The 19,365-nt window shown below is 70.4% G+C and carries 24 protein-coding genes; 4 read left to right on the top strand and 20 right to left on the bottom strand.

Annotated features, from left to right (window positions below; translation table 11 throughout):
* The first annotated feature begins 120 nt into the window (after positions 1-120).
* Positions 121-585 (top strand): RidA family protein, encoded by a 465-nt coding sequence (locus ACFXP5_RS10365; protein WP_394528193.1) that lies wholly within the window; start codon positions 121-123, stop codon positions 583-585.
* A gap of 83 nt (positions 586-668) precedes the next feature.
* Here ACFXP5_RS10365 and rpsN read toward each other — a convergent pair whose 3' ends face one another.
* The 15 genes from rpsN to ACFXP5_RS10290 form a co-directional block, all read right to left on the bottom strand.
* Positions 669-974 carry a 30S ribosomal protein S14 gene (gene rpsN / locus ACFXP5_RS10360; RefSeq protein WP_394528192.1) on the bottom strand — a complete coding sequence of 102 codons (306 nt, stop codon included), beginning with the start codon at positions 972-974 and terminating at the stop codon, positions 669-671.
* Between the two features lie 2 nt (positions 975-976).
* Positions 977-1,147: a 50S ribosomal protein L33 gene (gene rpmG, locus ACFXP5_RS10355; RefSeq protein ID WP_013584775.1), complete on the bottom strand. Its 171-nt coding sequence runs from the start codon at positions 1,145-1,147 to the stop codon at positions 977-979.
* Positions 1,147-1,383 (bottom strand): 50S ribosomal protein L28, encoded by a 237-nt coding sequence (gene rpmB / locus ACFXP5_RS10350; protein WP_394528191.1) that lies wholly within the window; start codon positions 1,381-1,383, stop codon positions 1,147-1,149. The genes rpmG and rpmB overlap by 1 nt, the downstream gene beginning before the upstream one ends.
* 164 nt (positions 1,384-1,547) lie before the next feature.
* Entirely contained in the window at positions 1,548-2,249 is a 702-nt protein-coding gene (locus tag ACFXP5_RS10345) for a DNA-3-methyladenine glycosylase (protein WP_394544559.1), read from the bottom strand.
* Positions 2,246-3,670 carry a hypothetical protein gene (locus tag ACFXP5_RS10340; RefSeq protein ID WP_394544558.1) on the bottom strand — a complete coding sequence of 475 codons (1,425 nt, stop codon included), beginning with the start codon at positions 3,668-3,670 and terminating at the stop codon, positions 2,246-2,248. The genes ACFXP5_RS10345 and ACFXP5_RS10340 overlap by 4 nt, the downstream gene beginning before the upstream one ends.
* Positions 3,660-4,454 (bottom strand): TIGR03943 family putative permease subunit, encoded by a 795-nt coding sequence (locus ACFXP5_RS10335; RefSeq protein WP_394544557.1) that lies wholly within the window; start codon positions 4,452-4,454, stop codon positions 3,660-3,662. The genes ACFXP5_RS10340 and ACFXP5_RS10335 overlap by 11 nt, the downstream gene beginning before the upstream one ends.
* A complete protein-coding gene (locus tag ACFXP5_RS10330) occupies positions 4,447-5,478 on the bottom strand; it encodes a permease (RefSeq protein ID WP_394544556.1) in 1,032 nt (343 codons plus the stop codon). Before ACFXP5_RS10330 ends, ACFXP5_RS10335 begins: the two co-directional genes overlap by 8 nt.
* A complete protein-coding gene (locus tag ACFXP5_RS10325) occupies positions 5,465-5,878 on the bottom strand; it encodes a Fur family transcriptional regulator (RefSeq protein WP_394544555.1) in 414 nt (137 codons plus the stop codon). Before ACFXP5_RS10325 ends, ACFXP5_RS10330 begins: the two co-directional genes overlap by 14 nt.
* 132 nt (positions 5,879-6,010) lie before the next feature.
* Entirely contained in the window at positions 6,011-6,877 is an 867-nt protein-coding gene (locus ACFXP5_RS10320; protein ID WP_394544554.1) for a metal ABC transporter permease, read from the bottom strand.
* The gene (locus ACFXP5_RS10315) at positions 6,874-7,692 is read right to left on the bottom strand and encodes a metal ABC transporter ATP-binding protein (protein ID WP_394544553.1); all 819 of its coding nucleotides are present in this window, start codon (positions 7,690-7,692) and stop codon (positions 6,874-6,876) included. Before ACFXP5_RS10315 ends, ACFXP5_RS10320 begins: the two co-directional genes overlap by 4 nt.
* Positions 7,689-8,684 (bottom strand): metal ABC transporter solute-binding protein, Zn/Mn family, encoded by a 996-nt coding sequence (locus tag ACFXP5_RS10310; RefSeq protein ID WP_394544551.1) that lies wholly within the window; start codon positions 8,682-8,684, stop codon positions 7,689-7,691. Before ACFXP5_RS10310 ends, ACFXP5_RS10315 begins: the two co-directional genes overlap by 4 nt.
* A 75-nt stretch (positions 8,685-8,759) precedes the next feature.
* Positions 8,760-10,139 (bottom strand): dihydrolipoamide acetyltransferase family protein, encoded by a 1,380-nt coding sequence (locus ACFXP5_RS10305; RefSeq protein ID WP_394544550.1) that lies wholly within the window; start codon positions 10,137-10,139, stop codon positions 8,760-8,762.
* Positions 10,140-10,158: 19 nt separating this feature from the next.
* Entirely contained in the window at positions 10,159-11,136 is a 978-nt protein-coding gene (locus ACFXP5_RS10300; protein ID WP_394528181.1) for an alpha-ketoacid dehydrogenase subunit beta, read from the bottom strand.
* Positions 11,133-12,260 (bottom strand): thiamine pyrophosphate-dependent dehydrogenase E1 component subunit alpha, encoded by a 1,128-nt coding sequence (locus ACFXP5_RS10295; protein WP_394544822.1) that lies wholly within the window; start codon positions 12,258-12,260, stop codon positions 11,133-11,135. The genes ACFXP5_RS10300 and ACFXP5_RS10295 overlap by 4 nt, the downstream gene beginning before the upstream one ends.
* Before the next feature lie 86 nt (positions 12,261-12,346).
* Positions 12,347-13,453 carry a histidinol-phosphate transaminase gene (locus tag ACFXP5_RS10290; protein ID WP_394544549.1) on the bottom strand — a complete coding sequence of 369 codons (1,107 nt, stop codon included), beginning with the start codon at positions 13,451-13,453 and terminating at the stop codon, positions 12,347-12,349.
* 105 nt (positions 13,454-13,558) lie between these two features.
* On the opposite strand from ACFXP5_RS10290, the gene ACFXP5_RS10285 reads away from it, so the two are divergent.
* On the top strand, positions 13,559-13,957 hold the full coding sequence (locus ACFXP5_RS10285; RefSeq protein WP_394528179.1) for a phage holin family protein: 399 nt from the start codon (positions 13,559-13,561) through the stop codon (positions 13,955-13,957).
* On the opposite strand, the gene ACFXP5_RS10280 is transcribed toward ACFXP5_RS10285, so the two are convergent.
* Positions 13,923-15,227 carry a hypothetical protein gene (locus ACFXP5_RS10280; RefSeq protein ID WP_394544548.1) on the bottom strand — a complete coding sequence of 435 codons (1,305 nt, stop codon included), beginning with the start codon at positions 15,225-15,227 and terminating at the stop codon, positions 13,923-13,925. The two genes, ACFXP5_RS10285 and ACFXP5_RS10280, sit on opposite strands and share 35 nt — an antisense overlap.
* Positions 15,224-15,475, bottom strand: coding sequence for a hypothetical protein (locus ACFXP5_RS10275; RefSeq protein ID WP_394528177.1), 252 nt, complete (start codon positions 15,473-15,475; stop codon positions 15,224-15,226). The genes ACFXP5_RS10280 and ACFXP5_RS10275 overlap by 4 nt, the downstream gene beginning before the upstream one ends.
* A gap of 154 nt (positions 15,476-15,629) precedes the next feature.
* Between ACFXP5_RS10275 and ACFXP5_RS10270 the strand changes: the two genes are divergently transcribed.
* Together ACFXP5_RS10270 and purB are read left to right on the top strand one after the other, a co-directional pair.
* Positions 15,630-16,136, top strand: coding sequence for a low molecular weight protein-tyrosine-phosphatase (locus ACFXP5_RS10270; RefSeq protein ID WP_394528176.1), 507 nt, complete (start codon positions 15,630-15,632; stop codon positions 16,134-16,136).
* Positions 16,137-16,159: 23 nt separating this feature from the next.
* On the top strand, positions 16,160-17,539 hold the full coding sequence (gene purB, locus ACFXP5_RS10265) for an adenylosuccinate lyase (protein WP_394544547.1): 1,380 nt from the start codon (positions 16,160-16,162) through the stop codon (positions 17,537-17,539).
* Between the two features lie 4 nt (positions 17,540-17,543).
* On the opposite strand, the gene ACFXP5_RS10260 is transcribed toward purB, so the two are convergent.
* From ACFXP5_RS10260 to ACFXP5_RS10250, 3 genes are read right to left on the bottom strand one after another with little or no spacing between them, the layout of a single operon-like run.
* Positions 17,544-17,882 (bottom strand): amino acid transporter, encoded by a 339-nt coding sequence (locus ACFXP5_RS10260; RefSeq protein WP_394528174.1) that lies wholly within the window; start codon positions 17,880-17,882, stop codon positions 17,544-17,546.
* Positions 17,879-18,511, bottom strand: coding sequence for an acyl-CoA synthetase (locus tag ACFXP5_RS10255; RefSeq protein ID WP_394544546.1), 633 nt, complete (start codon positions 18,509-18,511; stop codon positions 17,879-17,881). Before ACFXP5_RS10255 ends, ACFXP5_RS10260 begins: the two co-directional genes overlap by 4 nt.
* Before the next feature lie 50 nt (positions 18,512-18,561).
* Complete coding sequence (locus tag ACFXP5_RS10250; RefSeq protein ID WP_394528172.1) at positions 18,562-19,326, bottom strand: Pr6Pr family membrane protein; 765 nt, start codon at positions 19,324-19,326, stop codon at positions 18,562-18,564.
* Positions 19,327-19,365: the final 39 nt, after the last annotated feature.

Raw genomic sequence — 19,365 nt, 5'->3', positions numbered from 1 at the left:
CCTCTGCTGCGCCCCCACGTCGCGGGTGGGGGGTACGGGCTGGGGGAGGTTCGTCGCCCGCGGCGTCCCTAGGGTGGGGCGCAACGCGGAGCTGCGCACCGCCCGAGCGGGAGGACCCCCATGCCGAACATCGAGAACCGCCTGCAAGAGCTCGGCATCGAGATCCCGCGACAAGCGGCGGCACCGGCGGGCACGTACGTTCCCGCCGTGATCAGCGGCAACCTCGTGTACACCGCCGGGCAGCTGCCCTTCGTCGACGGCGCCCTGCCTGCGACGGGCAAGGTCGGCGCCGAGGTCACCCCCGAAGACGCGCAGACCTACGCGCGCACCAGTGCCATCAACGCCCTGGCCGCCGTCGCGGCCCTGCTCGGCTCGCTCGACCGCGTGACCCGCATCGTCAAGGTCGTCGGCTTCGTCGCGTCCGACCCCGGCTTCTACGGCCAACCGGTCGTGCTCAACGGCGCGTCCGAGGTGCTCGGCGAAATCTTCGGCGAGGCCGGGGTGCATGCGCGCAGCGCCGTGGGCGTCGCCGTGTTACCGCTCAATGCCCCCGTCGAAGTCGAGCTCACGGTCGAGTTCGTCTGACCGGTCCGCCCCGCCGACGAACGGGATGCGGAAAAGGGCGGGAGTTCCGAAGAACTCCCGCCCTTTCGGCGATCGGATGCTGGTTACCAGCTCGACTTGGTGACACCGGGCAGCTCGCCTCGGTGCGCCATGTCGCGGAAGCGCACACGCGAGATGCCGAACTTCGTGAGGACACCGCGGGGGCGTCCGTCGATGACGTCGCGGCTGCGCACGCGCACCGGCGAAGCGTTGCGGGGCAGCTTCTGCAGGCCCACGCGAGCGGCTTCGCGCTGCTCGTCGGTGGAGGTCGGGTCGACCAGAGCCTTCTTCAGCTCGGCGCGCTTGGTAGCCCACCGCTCGACGACGACCTTGCGCTGCTCATTGCGCGCGATCTTGCTCTTCTTTGCCATGTTTAGCGCTCCTCTCGGAAGTCGACGTGCTTGCGGACCACGGGGTCGTACTTCTTGAGCACGATGCGGTCGGGGTTGTTGCGGCGGTTCTTGCGCGTCACGTAGGTGTATCCCGTGCCGGCGGTCGAACGCAGCTTGATGATCGGACGTACGTCCTGGGCCTTCTTCGCCATTAGAGCTTCACTCCTCTAGCGAGCATTTCTTTCACGATGGACTCGATGCCGCGCGAGTCGATCCACTTGATGCCCTTGGCGGACACGTTGATCGTGATCTTGCGACCGAGCGACGGAACGAAATAGGTCTTGCGCTGCACGTTCGGGTCGAAGCGGCGCTTCGTCCGGCGGTGCGAGTGCGAGATGGCGTGACCGAAGCCGGGAACGGCGCCGGTCACCTGGCACACTGCTGCCATGATGATTACTCCTTAGTACCGTGACACCGGACGGTGTCACCCAAGATCCCTTGTCTGCACCCCGCGCCGCGTCGATATCCGGTCGCTGAGCGAGCGCAGCGAGACGAAGCGAAGAGGGAGGGGTGCGAACTGCGTGCTGGAGTGCGCGCAGACAAACGACAATGCTAGCACGGCCCGCGTGCTGCCTCCTCGGCAGCCGCCTCGCGCGCTCCACGCCCCCACCGGAAGGCCGAGACGGTCGTGTCCCCCGGAATCCAGAACCGCCACGGGAACGCCTCGGTACCGGCGACGCCGGCAACTCCCACCCGCGGGCCGGTGGCGACCTCGGTCACCGGCGGGGCGAGGAACAGCCGCGCGACCGCTCCCGCCTGCTCGACGCCGTCGATCGCGTCGATGCCATCGTGGATCGGATGCTGCAGCCCCAGCGCGTCGCCGAGACGCCCGGGGCCTGCGGCCAGGTCGCGCGGGGTGCGCACCGCGCCGCGACGCTGCAACCGGCGCGCGGTGGCAGCATCCGTCCCCTCGATCACCTCGCCGGCACGCAAGAGGATTCCGCCGCCTGCCACCCCCTCGGGGCCGGCGACCACGTTGACGCACGAGTGGATGCCATGGCTGAGATAGACGTAGAGGTGTCCGGCCTCGCCCCACATCGTGGCGTTGCGCGGGGTCGCGCCCATGCGGGCATGCGACCCCGGGTCGGCCACGGGGCCCATGCCGAGGCCGTGGTACGCCTCGACCTCGGTGATGCGCACGGCCACCCGCTCGCCCGCGACCGTCGTCTGCAGCACGCCGCCGAGCAGTCGCGGCGCCACCTCCACCGGCAGTGCCCGGAGATCGGCGCGGGTCGCCGGACGCAGCCCGCTCATGCCGCGGGCACCTGGCACCACGACAGGGCGAAGCCGTCGAGCACGACCTCGTCGCCCGTCTCGATGTCGACGACGTGCGTCTCGACGCGCTGCGGCAGGGGCAGGTGGTAGCGGTCGTACGGGTTCGTGGCGGCGTCGGGCGCGACCAGCACCGCGGCGTAGCGTCCGCTCGCCGAGACGCAGGTCTGCAGCACGGAGTCGGTGGCCCGCGCATCGAGCAGCACGGTGGATTCGCCGTCGGCCCGCACGAAGGCGACCACGGTCGACGTGAGGCCGCCGCCGTCGGTGAGCTGAGCGTAGGTGCGCACGGTGCCGGCGTCCTCGCCCGGCACCGGAGTCACATCCCCCAGCGAGCCGAGCGGAGTGGCGGGCTCGCCCAGCGGCTCCTCGCTGCCGTCGGTGAGGTCGATCACGCGCATGCCCTCGAGGCGCTCCACGACCGCGAGCGAGGATCCGCGCGCGATGCCGTCGATTCCGAGCGCCGTCCCGAGGGGCGCGGCTCCCGCACCGTCGGCGCCCGACAGCAGCAGACGGCCGTCGAAGGTCAGAACCAGGATGCTGTCGGTGTCGGGCACGAACCGCCATTCCGCGACCCGGCTGTCGTCTCCGGCGAGCCCCACGGGCGTGGGCGGGCCGTCGGCCGCGCCCTCGGCGACCGAGGTGGTGTACAACACCGACTCCTGGCCGCCGTCCGCCCCCAGATCGGCGTCGGAGAAGGTGTACCCGATCGTCTCGCCGCGGTCCGCGCTCTGCAGGTTCGATACGAAGCCGACACCGGGAAGCGGGAGGTCGCGGGGGTCCTCCCCCGCCGGGCCGGTGACGATGAGCCCGGCCGTGCCGTCTCCGTCGTCCTCGTCGACCGAGATGACGAGGTGGGACGCCGTCGCACGGAAGTCCTCGATGTGCGGGTGGGTGAACACCGCTTCGGCGGCGGTGCCGGTCAGGTCGGTGCGGTAGATCGTGTCTTCCCCGTCCCCACGCTGCAGGATGTAGGGCTGCAGCGGCGGGGTGCGGAAGGTCGTGGTGAGCGTCGCGGCGGGTCCGGCTCCGCGTCCGGCGACATCGTGGACGGTCACGGTGTAGTCGGTGTCGTCGCGCAGCGGCAATCCGAAGCGCACGCCGACGTTCCGGCCGGAGGTGTCCACGGTGAAGGGGGCAGCCGGCTCCACCGTCACCTGGGCAGCATCCACGTCGTGCAATGCCTGTGTCGTGGTGAGGATGACCCGGCTCCCGGAGGCGGCGATCGCGCCCGCGGGGTCGACCTGCACGTCGGTGACGCGAGGACCCTGCCCGACCGCGACGAAGGCGCCCGCGCCCCCGACGACCACGAGCACGCCCAGCACGATCGCGAAGGCGCCCGCGAACGCGCGTCCCCGCCGTCGGCGCGAGCGCTCCCGCCGGCTGAGGCGGTCAGTACTCATAAGGGTCCTGCGGCTCGTCGATGACGGCCACCTCCGCCGACGCGATCTCGAGCGCGCCGCTGCTCGTCGAGCGCACCGTGCCGGTCACCGTCACCCACTGCCCGGTGTCGGGGATCGAGGCGGGAGCCGCGATCGGCAGGCTCGCCGGTTGGGCGTCGATCACGCAGTGCGTGATGACGAGACGGGTGAGATCGAACGAGCCGTCGCCCTCCCCCGGGGTGACGAAGCCGGTGAGCGTGACCGCGTCACCGTCGAAGGTGTCGGGGTTGGTGGCCGTGGCGAAGATGCTCGCCCAGTCGCCGATCCCGAACTCACTCGTGTCCCCGGTGGCGGCGAGGGTGATGACGTCCGAGCCCGCGAACAACGGCGGTGCGCCGATGTCGCGCGATATCGCGAGCTCGGCCGACAGCGATGCGGGCGGGGTGACGAGCATGGTCACGACCACGCCCGAAGCGACGAGCCCCCCGGCGACGGTCGCGGCGACGGCGAAACGGTCGGAGGTGATCGGATGCCGGCGCCCGCCCGCATGATCGTGGTCAGCGTGGTCGTGGTCGGCTTCGCCGTGGTCGTGCCCGTGATCGGATTCCGACCCCAGGGGCAGGGCGAAGCTGGCGATCGCGCCGATCAGGAGGAGCACGGCCATGCCGATCGCGAACCAGGCCGAGTCGGGGTTGAGGTAAAGGCCGAGGCGGCCGGTCAGCGCGAGGCCGACCGTGACGACGGCGAGACACGAGGCGAGGCCGACGCCGAGCCAGCGCGTGGCGAGCGAGTCGAGGTCAGGCACCGAGGTTCACCACCGTTCCGAGGGCGAAGGCGGACAGCACCACGACGACGGTCATGCCCACGAGCACGCGGGTGGTGAAGGTGGTGCGCAGCAGCGCGAGCATCTTCACGTCGACGATCGGACCGACCACGAGGAAGGCGACCAGCGAACCGGGAGTGAAGGCCGAGGCGAACGACAGGGCGAAGAAGGCATCGACGTTCGAGCAGATCGACACGACCATCGCGAGGGCGATCATGGCGGCGATCGAGAGGGCGGGGTCCGATCCGATCGACACCAGCACGTCGCGGGGTACGAGGATCTGCACCGCCCCGGCCAGCGCCGAGCCGATGACGAGGGCCGGCATCACGGAACGGAGTTCGACGACGAACTGCGCGAGGCTCCGGCGTCCACGATCGCTGCCGGGTCCGCCGGAGTTCGCGAGGGCCAACTCGCAGGTCTCTCGGAAGCGATCGGTGATGAGCGCATCGGGTGAGGGGTGGCGGCTGTACAGCCAGCCGATCAGGTTCGCGACGAGGTAGCCGCCGATGAGACGGGCGACGAGGATGTTGTCGTCGAACCCGAACGCCGCGTGCGTGGTGATGATCACGATCGGGTTCACGATGGGCGCGGCGACGAGGAAGGTGAGCGTCTCGGACACCGTGAACCCCCGCATGAGCAGGCCCCGGGCGAAGGGCACGTTGCCGCACTCGCAGACCGGTATCAGCATCCCCAACAGCGACAGCACGGCTCGACGCGCCCAGGCGCGGCGGGGCATCCACCGCTCGATCGCGCCGGGCGGCACCCACACCTGCACCACGATCGACAGCACGACGCCGAGCACGACGAACGGCAGCGACTCGATGAGCACGCTGAGCGAGAGGGTGACCGCGTCCTGCGCACGGGTGGGGAGGGAGGAGGCGAACAGCTGCGGCGCGAACGCGTCGATCGCGAACAGACCGGCGATGACGGCGACGCCGAGGAGCAGCGGCAGCCCGAGGCGGGGCCGGCGGCGCTGACGTACCGCGGTCGCGCTACTGCCCGACACGCTCGTTCGCGCGCAGCTGCGTGCAGGCGGCGCAGAGCCCGAAGATGTCGACGATGTGCTCGGCCTGCGTGAAGCCGTGGGTGGCTGCGGTGGCGTGCGCCCACTGTTCGACGTCGGATGCTTCGATCTCGACCGTGAGGCCGCAGTTGCGGCAGATGAGGTGGTGGTGGTGGCCGGGGCTCACGCACGCGCGGAAGAGGTTCTCGCCCTCGGGGCTCTGCAGCGAATCGGCGTCGCCCTGCGAGGCGAGCCCGGCGAGTGCCCGGTATACCGTCGCGAGACCGATGCCCGTGTTCTCCTCGCGGAGCGTCGCGTGCAGGGTCTGAGCGCTGACGAAGCCGCGCGCGTCGGCGAGCGCTTCGCGCACGCGCTCGCGCTGCCAGGTGTTGCGCTGAGCCATGCCCACGACTCTACCGGCGCTCGCTGAACGTCGCCCTGGGCGCAGCATCCGCCCCTCCTCCTGCTCCCCTGTCACAACGTGCGGGTCCCACCCACACAACGTGACAGGCGAGCAGCATCCCGGCGCGCCCGGTCACGCGGCAGGGGTGCGGGTCACGCGGCCGCGGCGGGCGCCGATAATGCGGCACACCAGGTAGATCAGGAACGACACGGTCGTGATGTACGGGCTCACCGGCAGGGTGCCCGCGATCGCGAGCAGGATGCCGCCGACGGCCGAGACGAAGCCGAAGACGGCGGCGAGAACGGGCACCGACACCGGTCCGGTGGCGACGCGCATCGCGGCGGCCGCCGGAGTGACGAGCAGCGCCATCACCAGGAGGGCGCCGATGATGTGAACCGCGACGGCGACCACGAGGCCCAGCAGCAGCATGAACGCCAGCGACACCCCGGTCGTCGGCACGCCGCGAGCGGCCGCGGACTGCGGGTCGAGCGAATCGAACCGCAGCGGCCGCCAGATGAGCAGCAGGGCGAGCAACGCGATCGAGCTGAGGGCGACGAGCCAGCCCAGCTGACCGCTCTGCACCGAGACGATCTGCCCGGTGAGCAGGCTGAAACGGTTGGCGCTGCGCCCGTCGTAGAGGGAGAGGAACAGGATGCCGAGGCCGAGGCCGAACGGCATGAGCACCCCGATGATCGAATTGCGGTCACGGGCGCGCGCACCGAGCCAACCGATGAGCGCGGCGGCGATGAGTGACCCGATGATCGACCCGGTCACGACGTCGGCACCGATGAGCAGAGCCGCGGCCGCTCCCGCGAACGACAGTTCGCTGATCCCGTGGACGGCGAAGGCCATGTCGCGCTGCATGACGAAGACCCCGATCAGGCCGCCGACGAGACCGAGCACCGCTCCCGCGAGCACCGAGTTGCTGACGAGCGCGAGGATCTCGCCGTAGACCGGGAGGCCGCCGAAGAGAGCATCCGAGATGTCGGGCCAGTTCACTTGTGGCCCTCCTCGTCGTGGTGGTGATGGTGCGCGTCATCGGCATCGGGCGCTCCCACGACGACCAACCGGTCGCCGGCGCGCAGCACATAGACCGGGGCGCCGTACAGATCGCTCAGCACCGCGGAGTCGAGGACCTCGTCGGGGGCACCCAGCATGAAGCGGCCGTGTGCGATGTAGAGGATGCGGTCGACGTGCTCGAGCACCGGGTTGATGTCGTGCGTCACGAACAGTACGGCCGCGCCCGTGCGGCGGCGGTGCTGATCGATCAGCCGCACGACGCCCTGCTGGTTGGCGAGGTCGAGACTGGTGAGGGGCTCATCGCACAGCAGGAGCTTCGGGTCGTCCGCCAGGGCCTGACCCACTCGGAGGCGCTGCTGCTCGCCGCCCGACAGCTCGCCCACGGGGCGATCGGCGTACTGCTCGGCGCCGACCGCGCGCACCAACTCGGCCACCCGGTCGCGGTCGCCCTTGCGGGGGATCGGCAAACCGAAGCGGTGCCCGTCGACACCCAGGCCGATGAGGTCGCGCCCTCGCAGCGCGGTCTCGGGCGCCAGGGGCCGCTGCTGCGGGATGTAGCCGATCCGCCGGTTGCCCCGCCGGCGCACCGGGGTGCCGAGCGCTTCGATGCTGCCCGAACTCAACCGTTCGAGTCCGAGGATGGCGCGCAGCAGTGTGGTCTTGCCCGAGCCGCTCGGTCCGAGGACGGCGATGAACTCCCCGGGCGCGACGTCGAGATCCAGCCCGCTCCACAGCTCCCGGTCACCGCGACGCAGCGAGGCGTCGTGGATGCGCAGGGGCGACGGGTCGGTCACTCCGCCAGGGCCGCCGCGAGCTGGGCGACGTTGTCGTTCATCCACGAGATGTAAGTCTGTCCCTCGGGGAGGGTCTCCGCGAACTCGAGCACGGGGATGCCGCGGCCTTCCGCCGTGTCGACGATCTGGGTGGTCTCGGCTCCCCCGGTCTGCGCGTTCACGATGACCACGCGCACCTCGCCCGATTCGAGCAGGCCGAGCGCCTCGAGCAGGGTGGCCGGCGGAACGTCCTGGCCCTCCTCGACCGCCTCGCTGAACGCCTCGGGCGTGACGTTCACAAGACCGGCGGCACCGGTCAGGTACAACGGCACCGGCTCGGTGACGAAGATCGACGCCCCCGCATCCGTCTCCTCGATCTGCGTCAGCGACGACTCGAGTGAGCCGATCTGCCCGGTGAAGGCGTCGAGGTTCGATGAGAAGGTCGCGGCGTCGTCGGGGGCGAGCGAAGACAGCTCGTCGGCGATGGCCTCGGCCACGTGCTCGACCGTGTGCGGGTCGTACCAGACGTGCTCGTTGAAGCCCTCGATGTGGTCGTGGCCGTCGTCGTCCGAGTGCTCCGGCTCGTCGCTGGGAGCTTCGTCGACGGGCGCTTCGGTGCTGTCCTCGGCGTGGCCGGCATTGCCCGGCCAGTCGTGCGAATACTCGGCGGCCGTGATTACCGGGGCGTCGGTGCCGGATGCCGAGACGAGGGACTCGACGAAGCTGTCGTAGCCGCCGCCGTTCTCCACGATCAGGTCGGCGTTGCTGACGGCCAGCTGGTCCTGCGCGCTGGGCTCGAAGGAGTGCGGGTCCTGCGCGCCCGAGGTGATGAGCGAGGTGACGTCGACTGCGTCGCCGCCGATCTCCTGCACGATCTGGCCGTACACGTTCGTCGAGGCGAGAACCTGCAGGCGCCCGTCGTCGCTCGAGGCGGAAGCCCCGGCGCAGCCGGCGAGAACGAGGACGGAGGCTGCGGCGAGGGCAGCGGCGGAGGCGAGTCGAGTGGGGGTCACGCTCCCCACTGTAACGCTACTGATAATCGTTCTCAACTCGACACCGGCCATCGCGTCGAACGGCCTCGCGGCGGCTCAGTCGAGAAGCAGCGCGGGTTCCTCGAGGATCGAGGCCACGTCGGCGATGAACCGGCTCATGCCGTCACCGTCGATCACCCGGTGGTCGAAGGATCCGGCCACGGTGGTCACCCAGCGGGGGCGCACCTCGCCGTCCACGACCCAGGGCTTCTGGCGGATCGTGCCGAGGGCGACGATCCCGGCCTCGCCGCCGTTGATGATCGGGGTGCCGGCGTCCATACCGAACACGCCGATGTTCGTGATGGTGATCGTGCCGTTCTGCTGGTCGGCCGGTGTCGACTTGCCCTCGCGCGCCGTCAGCGTGAGCTTCTCGAGTGCGCGGGCGAGTTCGCGCAGGCTCATGTCCTGCGCGTCCTTGATGTTCGGCACCAGCAGGCCGCGCGGCGTGGCGGCGGCGATACCGAGGTTCACGTAGTGGTGCACGCGGATCTGCGCGCCGTCGTCGCCGTCGATCCAGGCAGCGTTGACCATCGGCGTCCGCCGCACGGCCCAGATCACCGCGCGCGCCATGATGAGCAGCGGCGACACCTTGATGTCGGCGAAATCAGGGGAGGCCTTGAGTCGCTTGACCAGCTCCATCGTGCGCGAGGCGTCGACGTCGGTCCAGACCGACACGTGAGGGGCGGAGTAGGCGGTCCGCACCATGCCGGAGGCGACGGCCTTGCGCACACCGCGCACCGGGATCGACTCTTCGCGACCGTCCTGCGCCGGCGCCGGCTGGGGAGCAGCGTCGGGGCGTGCGGCGGCGGGCTGCGCCGCAGCATCCGCCATCTCCTCCGGCTCGGGCGTCACCGGGAAGGTCTCTTCCCGCACCTCGCCCCACGCCGGGGTCTCGATGTTGCGGAAGACGCTCGCCTGCGACGCCTGCTTGACCACGTCGTCGCGGGTGACCTCGCCGGAAGGACCGGTGGGGGTGACCGAGGCGAGCTCGACCCCGAGGTCGCGGGCGAGCTTGCGGATCGGGGGCTTCGCGATGATGCCGACGGATGCTGCAGGGCCCGCCTCGGCTCGTTCGGCCGGGCGGGTGTTCCGGCGGCGCGAAGAGACCTGGCCGGCGCTGCCGTAGCCGACGAGCACCGCTCCCCCTGGCTCCTCCGCTGCGGGAACTGCCGGAGCCGCCGCGGGAGCGGCCGCAACGCCGCCACCGATCGTGATGATGGCCGCGCCGACCTCGACGGTGTCGCCCTCGGAGGCGAGCAGTTCGCCGACCGTGCCGGCGAACGGCGACGGAAGCTCGACGAGCGACTTGGCCGTTTCGATCTCGACGAGCACGTCGTCGACGGCGACGGTATCCCCCGGAGAGACGTGCCACGAGACGATCTCGGCCTCGGTGAGGCCTTCACCGACGTCCGGGAGGAGGAAGGTCTGGGTGCTCATCCGATGTCCTTTCGAGGACTCAGTAGGCGAGGGCGCGATCGACGGCCTCGAGGATGCGGTCGGCGTCGGGCAGGTACTTGGCCTCGACGTTGGCCGCCGGGAACGGGGTGTCGTACCCGGAGACGCGGATGACGGGTGCCTCCAGGGAGTAGAACGCCCGCTCGGTGACCGTGGCGGCGATCTCGCTGCCCAGGCTCACGAAGCCGGGGGCCTCCTGCGCGTAGACCATGCGGCCGGTGCGGCGCACCGAGTCGAGGATGGGACCGTAGTCGACCGGAGACAGCGAGCGCAGGTCGATGACCTCGACGCTGGTGCCCTCGCTCTCGGCGAGCGCGGCGGCCTGGAGGAGGGTGGCGACCATGGCGCCGTGACCGACGAGGGTGACATCCGTGCCGCGGCGCACGACGCGACTGGCGTGCAGTTCCAGGGCGGGCGCCTCGGTGTCGACCTCGCCCTTGGGCCAATAGCGGCTCTTCGGCTCGAGGAAGATCACCGGGTCGGGGGACGCGATGGCCTCCTGGATCATCCAGTAGCCGTCGTTCGGGGTCGACGGGCTCACGACGCGCAGACCGGCGGTGTGCGTGAAGTAGGTCTCGGGGCTCTCCTGGTGGTGCTCGATCGCGCCGATGTGCCCGCCGTAGGGGATGCGGATCACGACGGGCATCTGCAGGGCGCCTTCGTGACGGTAGGTGAGCTTCGCGAGCTGGCTCGTGATCTGGTTGAAGGCGGGGAAGACGAAGCCCTCGAACTGGATCTCGCACACCGGCCGGAAGCCGCCCATCGCGAGTCCGATCGCGGTACCGACGATGCCGGACTCGGCGAGCGGGGTGTCGATGACCCGGCGCGGGCCGAAGTCGGCCTGCAGGCCCTCGGTGACGCGGAAGACACCGCCGAGCGGGCCGATGTCCTCGCCCATGAGCAGGACGCGGTCGTTCTCTTCGAGCGAGCGACGCAGCCCGGCGTTGATCGCCTTGGCGAGCGCCATCTCCGCGGTCATGATGCGCCTCCGTCGAGCGATGCCTCGTAGTCGTGGAACCAGCGGCGTTCCTCTTCGACGAGCGGGTGCGGGGCGGAGTAGACGTTCGTGAAGATCTGGTCGGGGTCGAGGCTTCCCAGCTCGTTGGTGCGCGTGCGAGCGTCGTCGGCGACCGCCTGAGCTTCGGCCTCGGCGTCGTCGAAGAACGACTGCGACGCCCCTCGGCCCTCGAGGTAGGCGCGCATGCGCGCGATCGGGTCGCGGCGGCCCCACGACTGCTCCTCCTTGGAGGTGCGGTACTTGGTGGGGTCATCGCTCGTGGTGTGTGCGCCCATGCGGTAGGTCATGGCCTCGATCGCGCGCGGACCCGCGCCGCCGCGTGCCTCGTCGAGTGCGACGCGCGTGACGGCGTAGCTCGCGAGGACGTCGTTGCCGTCGACCTGCACGCTGGGCATGCCGTAGCCCTCACCGCGGCGCACGAGCGGGGTACGCGACTGCGTGGCGACCGGCACCGAGATCGCCCACTGGTTGTTCTGCAGGAAGAAGACCTCGGGCGCCGCGAAGCTTGCGGCGTAGACCATCGACTCGTGCACGTCGCCCTGGCTCGACGCGCCGTCGCCGTAGTAGACGATGACGGCCTCGTCGCGCTCGGGATCGCCGGTGCCGCTCTTGCCGTCGAAGACGAGTCCCATCGCCAGCCCGGTCGCATGCAGCGTCTGGGCGCCGAGCACGAGCGTGTAGAGATGGGTGTTGCCGTTCTTCGGGTCGTAGGGATTCCACCCGCCGTGGGTGAGCCCCCGCATCAGCCGGATGATGTCGACGGGATCGACGCCGCGGATGCGCGCGACGACGTGCTCTCGGTACGAGGGGAACAGGTGATCCTGCGCGCGGGCGGCCCGGGCCGAGCCGACCTGGGCAGCCTCCTGCCCCCAGCTCGGCGGCCAGAGGGCGAGCTGGCCCTGCCGCTGCAGCAGTGTGGCCTGACGGTCGAAGGCGCGGATGCTGACCATGTCGCGGTAGAACTGCTCGAGTTCGGCCTCGGGCAGGGCGTTGATGACGCCGACGTAGCGTTCTGCGGCGGGCGTCGGGGTGATCGATCCGTCGGCGGCGAGAATCTGCACGAACTCGGGCCCCCCGACAGGCATCACATCGGCGGACGCATCGGTCGTGGGCGCGACCTCGGCGGACACCTCGACGGCGGGGACAGCGACTTCGGGGACGGTCACGGTTCCTACGCTAACCCGCGAGCGGAGTGACCCTCTGGGAGAGCCTGCACAACGGATGCTGCGATCCGTAGGACTTTGTCCACAGACTCCTCCTCTCCCACCGAGATGCGGATGCCGTCCCCGGGGAAGGAACGCACGATGAGACCCTCGCTGTCGAAGGCCTCCGCCAGCTCGCTCGTCTCCGCCCCGGTGGGGAGCCACACGAAGTTGCCCTGCGCCTCGGGTACCCGCCATCCCGACTCGCGGAGCCCGGCCACGATCCGATCCCGCCGGTTCGCGAGCTGGCGCACGCGCTCGAGGAGAGCGGATTCCGCCGCAAGGCTCGCGAGCGCGGCCGATTCGGCCTGGCCGGTGACGGCGAGAGGGATCGCCGTGGAGCGAGCGGCGTCCAGCACGCGGCGGTGTCCGATCGCGTAGCCGATGCGCAGTCCCGCGAGTCCGAACGCCTTCGAGAAGGTGCGGAGGGCGACGACGTTCGGCCGGCCGAGGAGGCCCAGCACGCGCAGTCCGTCGACGGCGCCGGACTGGGTGACGAACTCGGCGTAGGCCTCGTCGAGGATGACCAGCACGTCGCTCGGCACGGTATCGAGGAAGGCGGCGAACTCGTCGTGGCCCACGACCGTTCCGGTGGGGTTGTTCGGGCTGCAGACGATGATCACGCGGGTGCGCTCGTTCACCCGTGCGGCCATCGCGGGGAGGTCGTGGCGGGCATCGGCCGTCAGCGGCACCTCAATCGGGGTCGCGCCGGCGACGCGCACCAGGCCCGGGTAGGCCTCGAACGAGCGCCAGGCGTAGACGACCTCGTCGCCGGGACCGGCGGCGGCGAGGATGAGCTGGGAGAGGATCGAGACGCTCCCCGCGCCGATGTGCACCTCGTCGGGCTCGACGCCGTACCGCGCGGCGAGGCGTTCCCGCAGGCGCCGGGCGGAAGCATCCGGATACCGATTGACGGCGTTGGCCTCGGACATCGCCTCGATCACCCCGGGGAGGGGATCGAAGGGGTTCTCGTTGCTCGAGAGCTTGAACCCGTCTTCGCCCGCGGGCTTCCCCTGCCGGTAGGGCGGGAGGGCGGCGATCTCAGGGCGGATGCGCACGGGAATGTCGTCTGCCACGCCCCGAGTCTAGGCGCGACCACGCGCCGAGCCCCGTTCATCGGCGGGCGCCGGAGCGCGGTGCGAGCCTCGCGGTGACGGTCCGTGGCGTGCCAGACTCGCCTCATGAGGTTCCTGGTGCGCGTCGTTGTGAACGCCTTCGCGATCTGGGTCGTGACGCTGCTCCCCGTGCTGCAGGTGCGACTTCTCCCCTTCGCCCCGGGCGAGTGGCTGCAGGTGGCGCTCACCCTGCTGCTGGTGGGAGCGATCTTCGCGCTGGTGAACACCGTAATCGGCACGGTCATCAAGGTGCTCGCCTTCCCTCTCTACATCCTCACCCTCGGTCTGATCTCGCTCATCATCAACGCCTTCCTGCTCTGGTTGACCGCATGGATCACCGGCTTCTGGGACTGGGGCCTGCGCGTCGACAGCTTCTGGTGGGCGGTCGTGGCCGCGGTGATCATCGGTGTCATCAACTGGATCTTCGGCATCATCCTTCGCCCGAGCCGTCGCGAGAAGGACTGACGCGGGTCGCCACGTAATCGGTGGCGTCGACGGTGTCGACCTGCTGCCACTCGTCGAACACCTCACGGAGCGCGCGCACGCGCGGGTCGGTGGAGGCATCGATCTGTTGGGCCGTCTCGGTGTACTCGCTGAGGTGATGAGCGGGAAGGTGCAGGTCACCGAGACCGACCGCCGGGTCGGCCACCCGCTCGACGACGAAGCTCCCCGGCGCGCCGACCGCCCCCGCATGGCCGCCGGATTGCAGGGCGATGACCGGGTCGTCGGTGTGCCGCACCGAGACGCTCAGGGTGTCGGAGCCCACATCCGCCTGCACGGGGGACCCGAACGACACCAGCGTGCGGGTGTCGTAGGTGCCCTCCAGTGCGAGCCGTTCCAGGATCATCCCGCCCTGGGAGTGACCGAATCCGTGCAACACATCGCCCGGTTTCGCCCCGGCATCGCGCAGCGCGGTGAGCACGGCCGCGTACGAGGCGCTGCGCACCCCGCTGTACAACTGCACGTTCGAGTCCATGTCGAACGGCTCGTTCGCCCCGCCCGACCGGGTGCCCGCGACGTAGACCGCGAACTGCCGCGAGCCGTCGGGCATCGTCAGCCGCTCCACCCTGATGCGCGCTTCGCCGGTGGGGATGCGCGCCGCCGCCTCGGCGAGGTTCTTCGGAGCTGCGACGGGGGCGGATGCTGTGGCCCGCACCTCGACCGGCACGTCGCCCCCGGTGAGCCGGGCGTTCGCTGCGACCGGGCCGAGGCGGAGGAGATCCACCGTGCCGAAAGCCATAGGGAAGACGAGCCAGGGCGGGGCGATGACGGGGAACGGCTGCAGGGCCGTGCGGGCTTGGCGGTACAGCTCGTCGTGGCCGGTGGGGGCTCCGGCGAGCGCGCGCAGGGCCGCCGCGACCAGGAGGGGATCCTCCGCCGTGAGACGGAGCAGCCGGGCGTCGATTCCGGCGAGACGCCCTACGTCTCCTGCGGCCGTGGCGCGAGAGATGAGCAACTCCACGGTCTCGTACAAGGTTGCAGCGCTCGCCACCCGGTCGGCGAGATCCTCCGCCTCGCGCTCTGCGGTCTCGACGGCCGAGCGAAGGAGGGTCGCCTCCAGCATCGCCGTCGCGTTCGTCGCGGATGCACGGGCGGCCGCCTCGACGGCCGCAGCGGCGTGCGCGCGGAGGCCGTTCAGCTCGGTCGCGATCGCTCGTAGCCGTCGTGCGACGTCGCGCAGCGCTGCGGTGTCCACCTCCACGACGCTGCCGCCGCGGATCACGAGGTCGCTCACGGCGCGGCCGTCCATGCCCGGGCGAGCAGGTCGGCGCGAGCGCGGGCGAGGGCGTCGACCGTGTCGTCGGCTCGGGCCTGCGCCGCCAGCAGCAGAGCGTGCCACCGTGCGGCGCGATCGCCGAAGGCGCGCGCCGAGGGAGCGTGCCAGTCGGCGTCGGCCGCGAGGGTCGAGGTGCGCGAGCGGAGGTCGTCGAGATCATCGCGCAGACTCCGCACCAGCCGGGTCGCGTCATCGAGCGCCGCCATGGCCTGGACGGTTCCAAGAGGAACGGGGACACCGGGGAACATCCTTCGACAGTGCTCCGGCCCCTCGCCGCTGCGAGGGCGGCGTGCGCGATCAGGGGAGACGCGATGCGAAATGCGACCTGTGCAGGAGCGGTCGGTACCCCAGAATGGGTGGGTGAGTGAAAGCGACGCCGAGCCGTTCCGCGTCGTCTTCGTCTGCAGCGGAAATATCTGCCGCTCCCCCATGGCCGACGTGGTCTTCCGCTCCATGATCGAGCGGGCCGGGCTCGCCGACCGGATCGCGTCGACGAGCGCCGGGACAGGCGACTGGCACGTCGGCGAGCGCGCCGATCACCGCACGCTCGAGGCCCTCGAGGGGCGCGGCTACGACGGCACCCGTCACCGCGCGCGCCAGTTCGTGGCCGCCGACTTCGGTCGGAGCGATCTCGTCGTCGCCCTGGACCACAGCCACGAACGGATCCTCCGCGGCTGGGCCGGCAGCGAGACCGACGCCGACAAGATCTCACTCCTGATGTCGTTCGACTCGGCGGCCAAGACGATGGACGTGCCCGACCCCTACTACGGCGGGCCCGCGATGTTCGATGAGGTGCTCGGTATGATCGAGGGCGCGAGCAGAGCCCTGTTCCGCCAGCTCGAACCCGCGATCCGCTCCGCGGTCTGATCGCTCGACCTCCGGGAGCCTCCGTGCCTTCTCTCCCCCCGCAGCCGCTCAGCCCCCTCGACGGCCGCTATCAGTCCGCCGTCGCGCCTCTCGCCGACTACCTCTCCGAGGCGGGTCTCAACCGTGCGCGCGTCGAGGTCGAGGTCGAGTGGCTGATCGCCCTCACCGATCGCTCCCTCTTCGGCACGGCGCCGCTCGGCGATGCCGATCAGCGCCGCCTCCGCGCGCTGTACCTCGACTTCGGCCAGGCCGAGATCGATTGGTTGGCCGAGCGCGAGGCCATCACCCGCCACGATGTGAAGGCCGTCGAATACCTCGTGCGCGATCGGCTCGAGACGCTCGGACTCGACGCGATCGCCGAGCTCACGCACTTCGCCTGCACGAGCGAAGACATCAACTCCGCCGCGTACGCGCTCACGGTGCAGCGCGCCGTGACCCGCGTCTGGCTGCCGAAGCTGTACGCGGTCATCGACACCCTCACGGCGATGGCCGCGGAGCACCGTGATGCCCCTATGCTCGCGCGCACCCACGGTCAGCCCGCCACCCCGACGACGATGGGTAAGGAGCTGGGTGTCTTCGCCTGGCGTCTGCGCCGCGTCGCGCGGCAGCTGGAAGCATCCGATTACCTCGCCAAATTCTCCGGTGCCACCGGCACCTGGTCGGCGCACGTGGCCGCCGACCCCGACGTCGACTGGCCGGCTCTGACGACGGCGTTCCTCGAGTCGCTGGGTATCGGCGCGAACCCCGTGACGACCCAGATCGAATCCCACGACTGGCAGGTCGAGCTGTACGACCGCGCTCGGCACGCCGGCGGCATCCTGCACAACCTCGCCACCGATATGTGGACGTACATCTCGCTGGGGTACTTCGCGCAGATCCCGGTGGCGGGAGCGACCGGTTCCTCCACGATGCCGCACAAGATCAACCCGATCCGTTTCGAGAACGCCGAGGCGAACCTCGAGATCTCCGGCGGACTCTTCGCCACGCTCGCCCAGACGCTGGTCACCTCACGGTTGCAGCGCGATCTCACCGACTCGACCACGCAGCGCAACATCGGTGTCGCGTTCGGGCACTCCCTCCTCGCGCTGGACAACCTGCAACGCGGCCTCGGGGCGGTGTCGCTCGCTCCCGACGTGCTGCTGGCCGACCTCGACGCCAACTGGGAAGTACTCGCCGAAGCGATCCAGACGGTGGTGCGCGCGGAGATCGCCGCCGGCCGTTCGCAGATCACCGATCCCTACGCGATGCTGAAGGACCTCACCCGCGGTAGGCGGGTCGGCGCTGCCGAATTGGCCGAGTTCGTGCGAGGTCTGGACATCGGCGACGCCGCCCGCGACCGCCTTCTGGCGCTGACTCCGGCGACCTACGTCGGCCTCGCCTCCGCGGTCGTCGACTGGCTCTGACGCCTCAGTGCCGTGGTTTCGGGGTCGCCCCGGGCGCGGTGTCGTCGGGCGCCGAGCCGTCGTCCTCGTCGGGCAGCAGCACCGGGCGGTCGATCGTCTTGGTGACCTGCACCGGATCGACGGCGAGCAGCAGCAGCGCCACGACGACGAGCACAACGATGAAGGCGATACCGGCGACGACGGCGGCGGTCACCAGGGCTCGGGCGATCTGATCGCCGGGCTTGGCCTGGAAGAAGCCCATCGACACCAGCGTGACGATGCCGGCGAACAACGCCGAGACGAACGCGATGCCCAGGAGCTGGACGGGCTTCATGAGGTCACGGCGAGTGGGACGTTCGGTCATGCTGCCGCCCTCCCTTCGGTACGAGCCGCCACCGCGTCGCGGCGCGGGGAGAAACCCGCGATCCCCAAGAACACGGCGACGATGGCGGCATAACCGCCGAAGACACCGACAGCGATGGTGATGCCGGTCAGGACGAAGGAACGGTTGGCGTCGTCGATGAAGTACTCGAGGGCGTAATCGGGGCGGATGACGAGCAGTGCGGAACCGAGCACCAGCGTGAGCACGCCCACGGTCAGGCCGTCGCGGTCGACCCGGCGCTCCGCGGTGGCCCGAGCCCGCACGGCCGCGAGTACCTCGATCGCCCCGGTGCTGAACGCCCAGATGATCACGATCACGAAGAATCCGGTCGTGCTGCGCCATACCGGGATGTTCGCCGCGAACGCGGCAGCGAACCCGAGGATCGACAGCACCACGACGGGCCAGCGCGCACCCCGCGGGAAGACCAGCCAGGCGGAGAGGGCGAGCACCAAGGCGGTGGCGAGGGCGAAACCGCTGAACACGGCGAGGCCCACGGTGGCGGAGTGATCCGGGGAAAAGGTCACCATGAGGGCCGCCACGGCGGCGAGCGCCGCGCGGGCGAGTTGAAGGTGCCGCACCTCGAAGGTGCGGGCGGATGCTGCAGAGGTCACGGTGGATCCCGGGGAAGCGGAGGCGATGCCCTCAGTCTACGGGCGCGGTTTCACGCCCCCGGCCGGATGCCTCGCCGGCGAGACACCCCCGCGTCGACGTGCGCACCGCGCCGTCGGCTGACGGCCACGACCCCGGTCGCCACCAGCGCGATCACCACGGCGATCCCCGCGACGTAGGCGGCGACGGCGGGGTATCCGCCGGGGAGCGTGTTGGGGTTCAGGAACGGATACGGGTACCACCAGTCGGGGGATCCGGAGGGATCGGTGGTGAGGGGCCCGCGGATCAGCGTGTAGGCCACCCACGCGATCGGGAAGATGAGCGTCTGACCGATGGCGCGCCAGCGCAGGGCACGGCGGCCGGGGCCGAGGAAGACGTCGAGCAGCAGGAACAGCGGAGCGACGAGGTGGAGGACTTCGTTCGACCACGGGACCGTCGATCCCTGCGGGAGCGGGATGTTGCGGAGCAGCGTGTTGTAGACGATCCCGGTGACGATCATGTACGTCGTCACCGCGGCGAGCGTGGTCGCGAACGCCACCCCGTCGGTCCGGGGTGCCCGCCCGGAGACCCACCGGACGGTCGCCCAGAGCAGCACGGCCGCTGCCGCCAGGTTGGAGAGGATGGTGAAGAAGCTGAAGAAGTTGACCGCGGTCGTCGCGGTGTCACGTCCCTGCGCGGCTGCGCCGCCGATGCTGACCGCGCCCTGCGCGATCACCGCCGCGATGATCAGGGCGGCCAGGATCAACCGCAGCACCGCCCACACCGTCTCGCCGGCCGGACGACGGCTCGTCGTGGGTCTCGTCGGGTCGTCGCTCACCCGTGCATCTTCGCCGATTTCGCGGCTCCCGTCACCTGG

It is taken from the genome of Microbacterium hanjuni (genome assembly GCF_043556395.1).
Taxonomy (GTDB): Bacteria; Actinomycetota; Actinomycetes; order Actinomycetales; family Microbacteriaceae; genus Microbacterium.
This window is presented reverse-complemented; position numbering and strand designations above follow the sequence as displayed.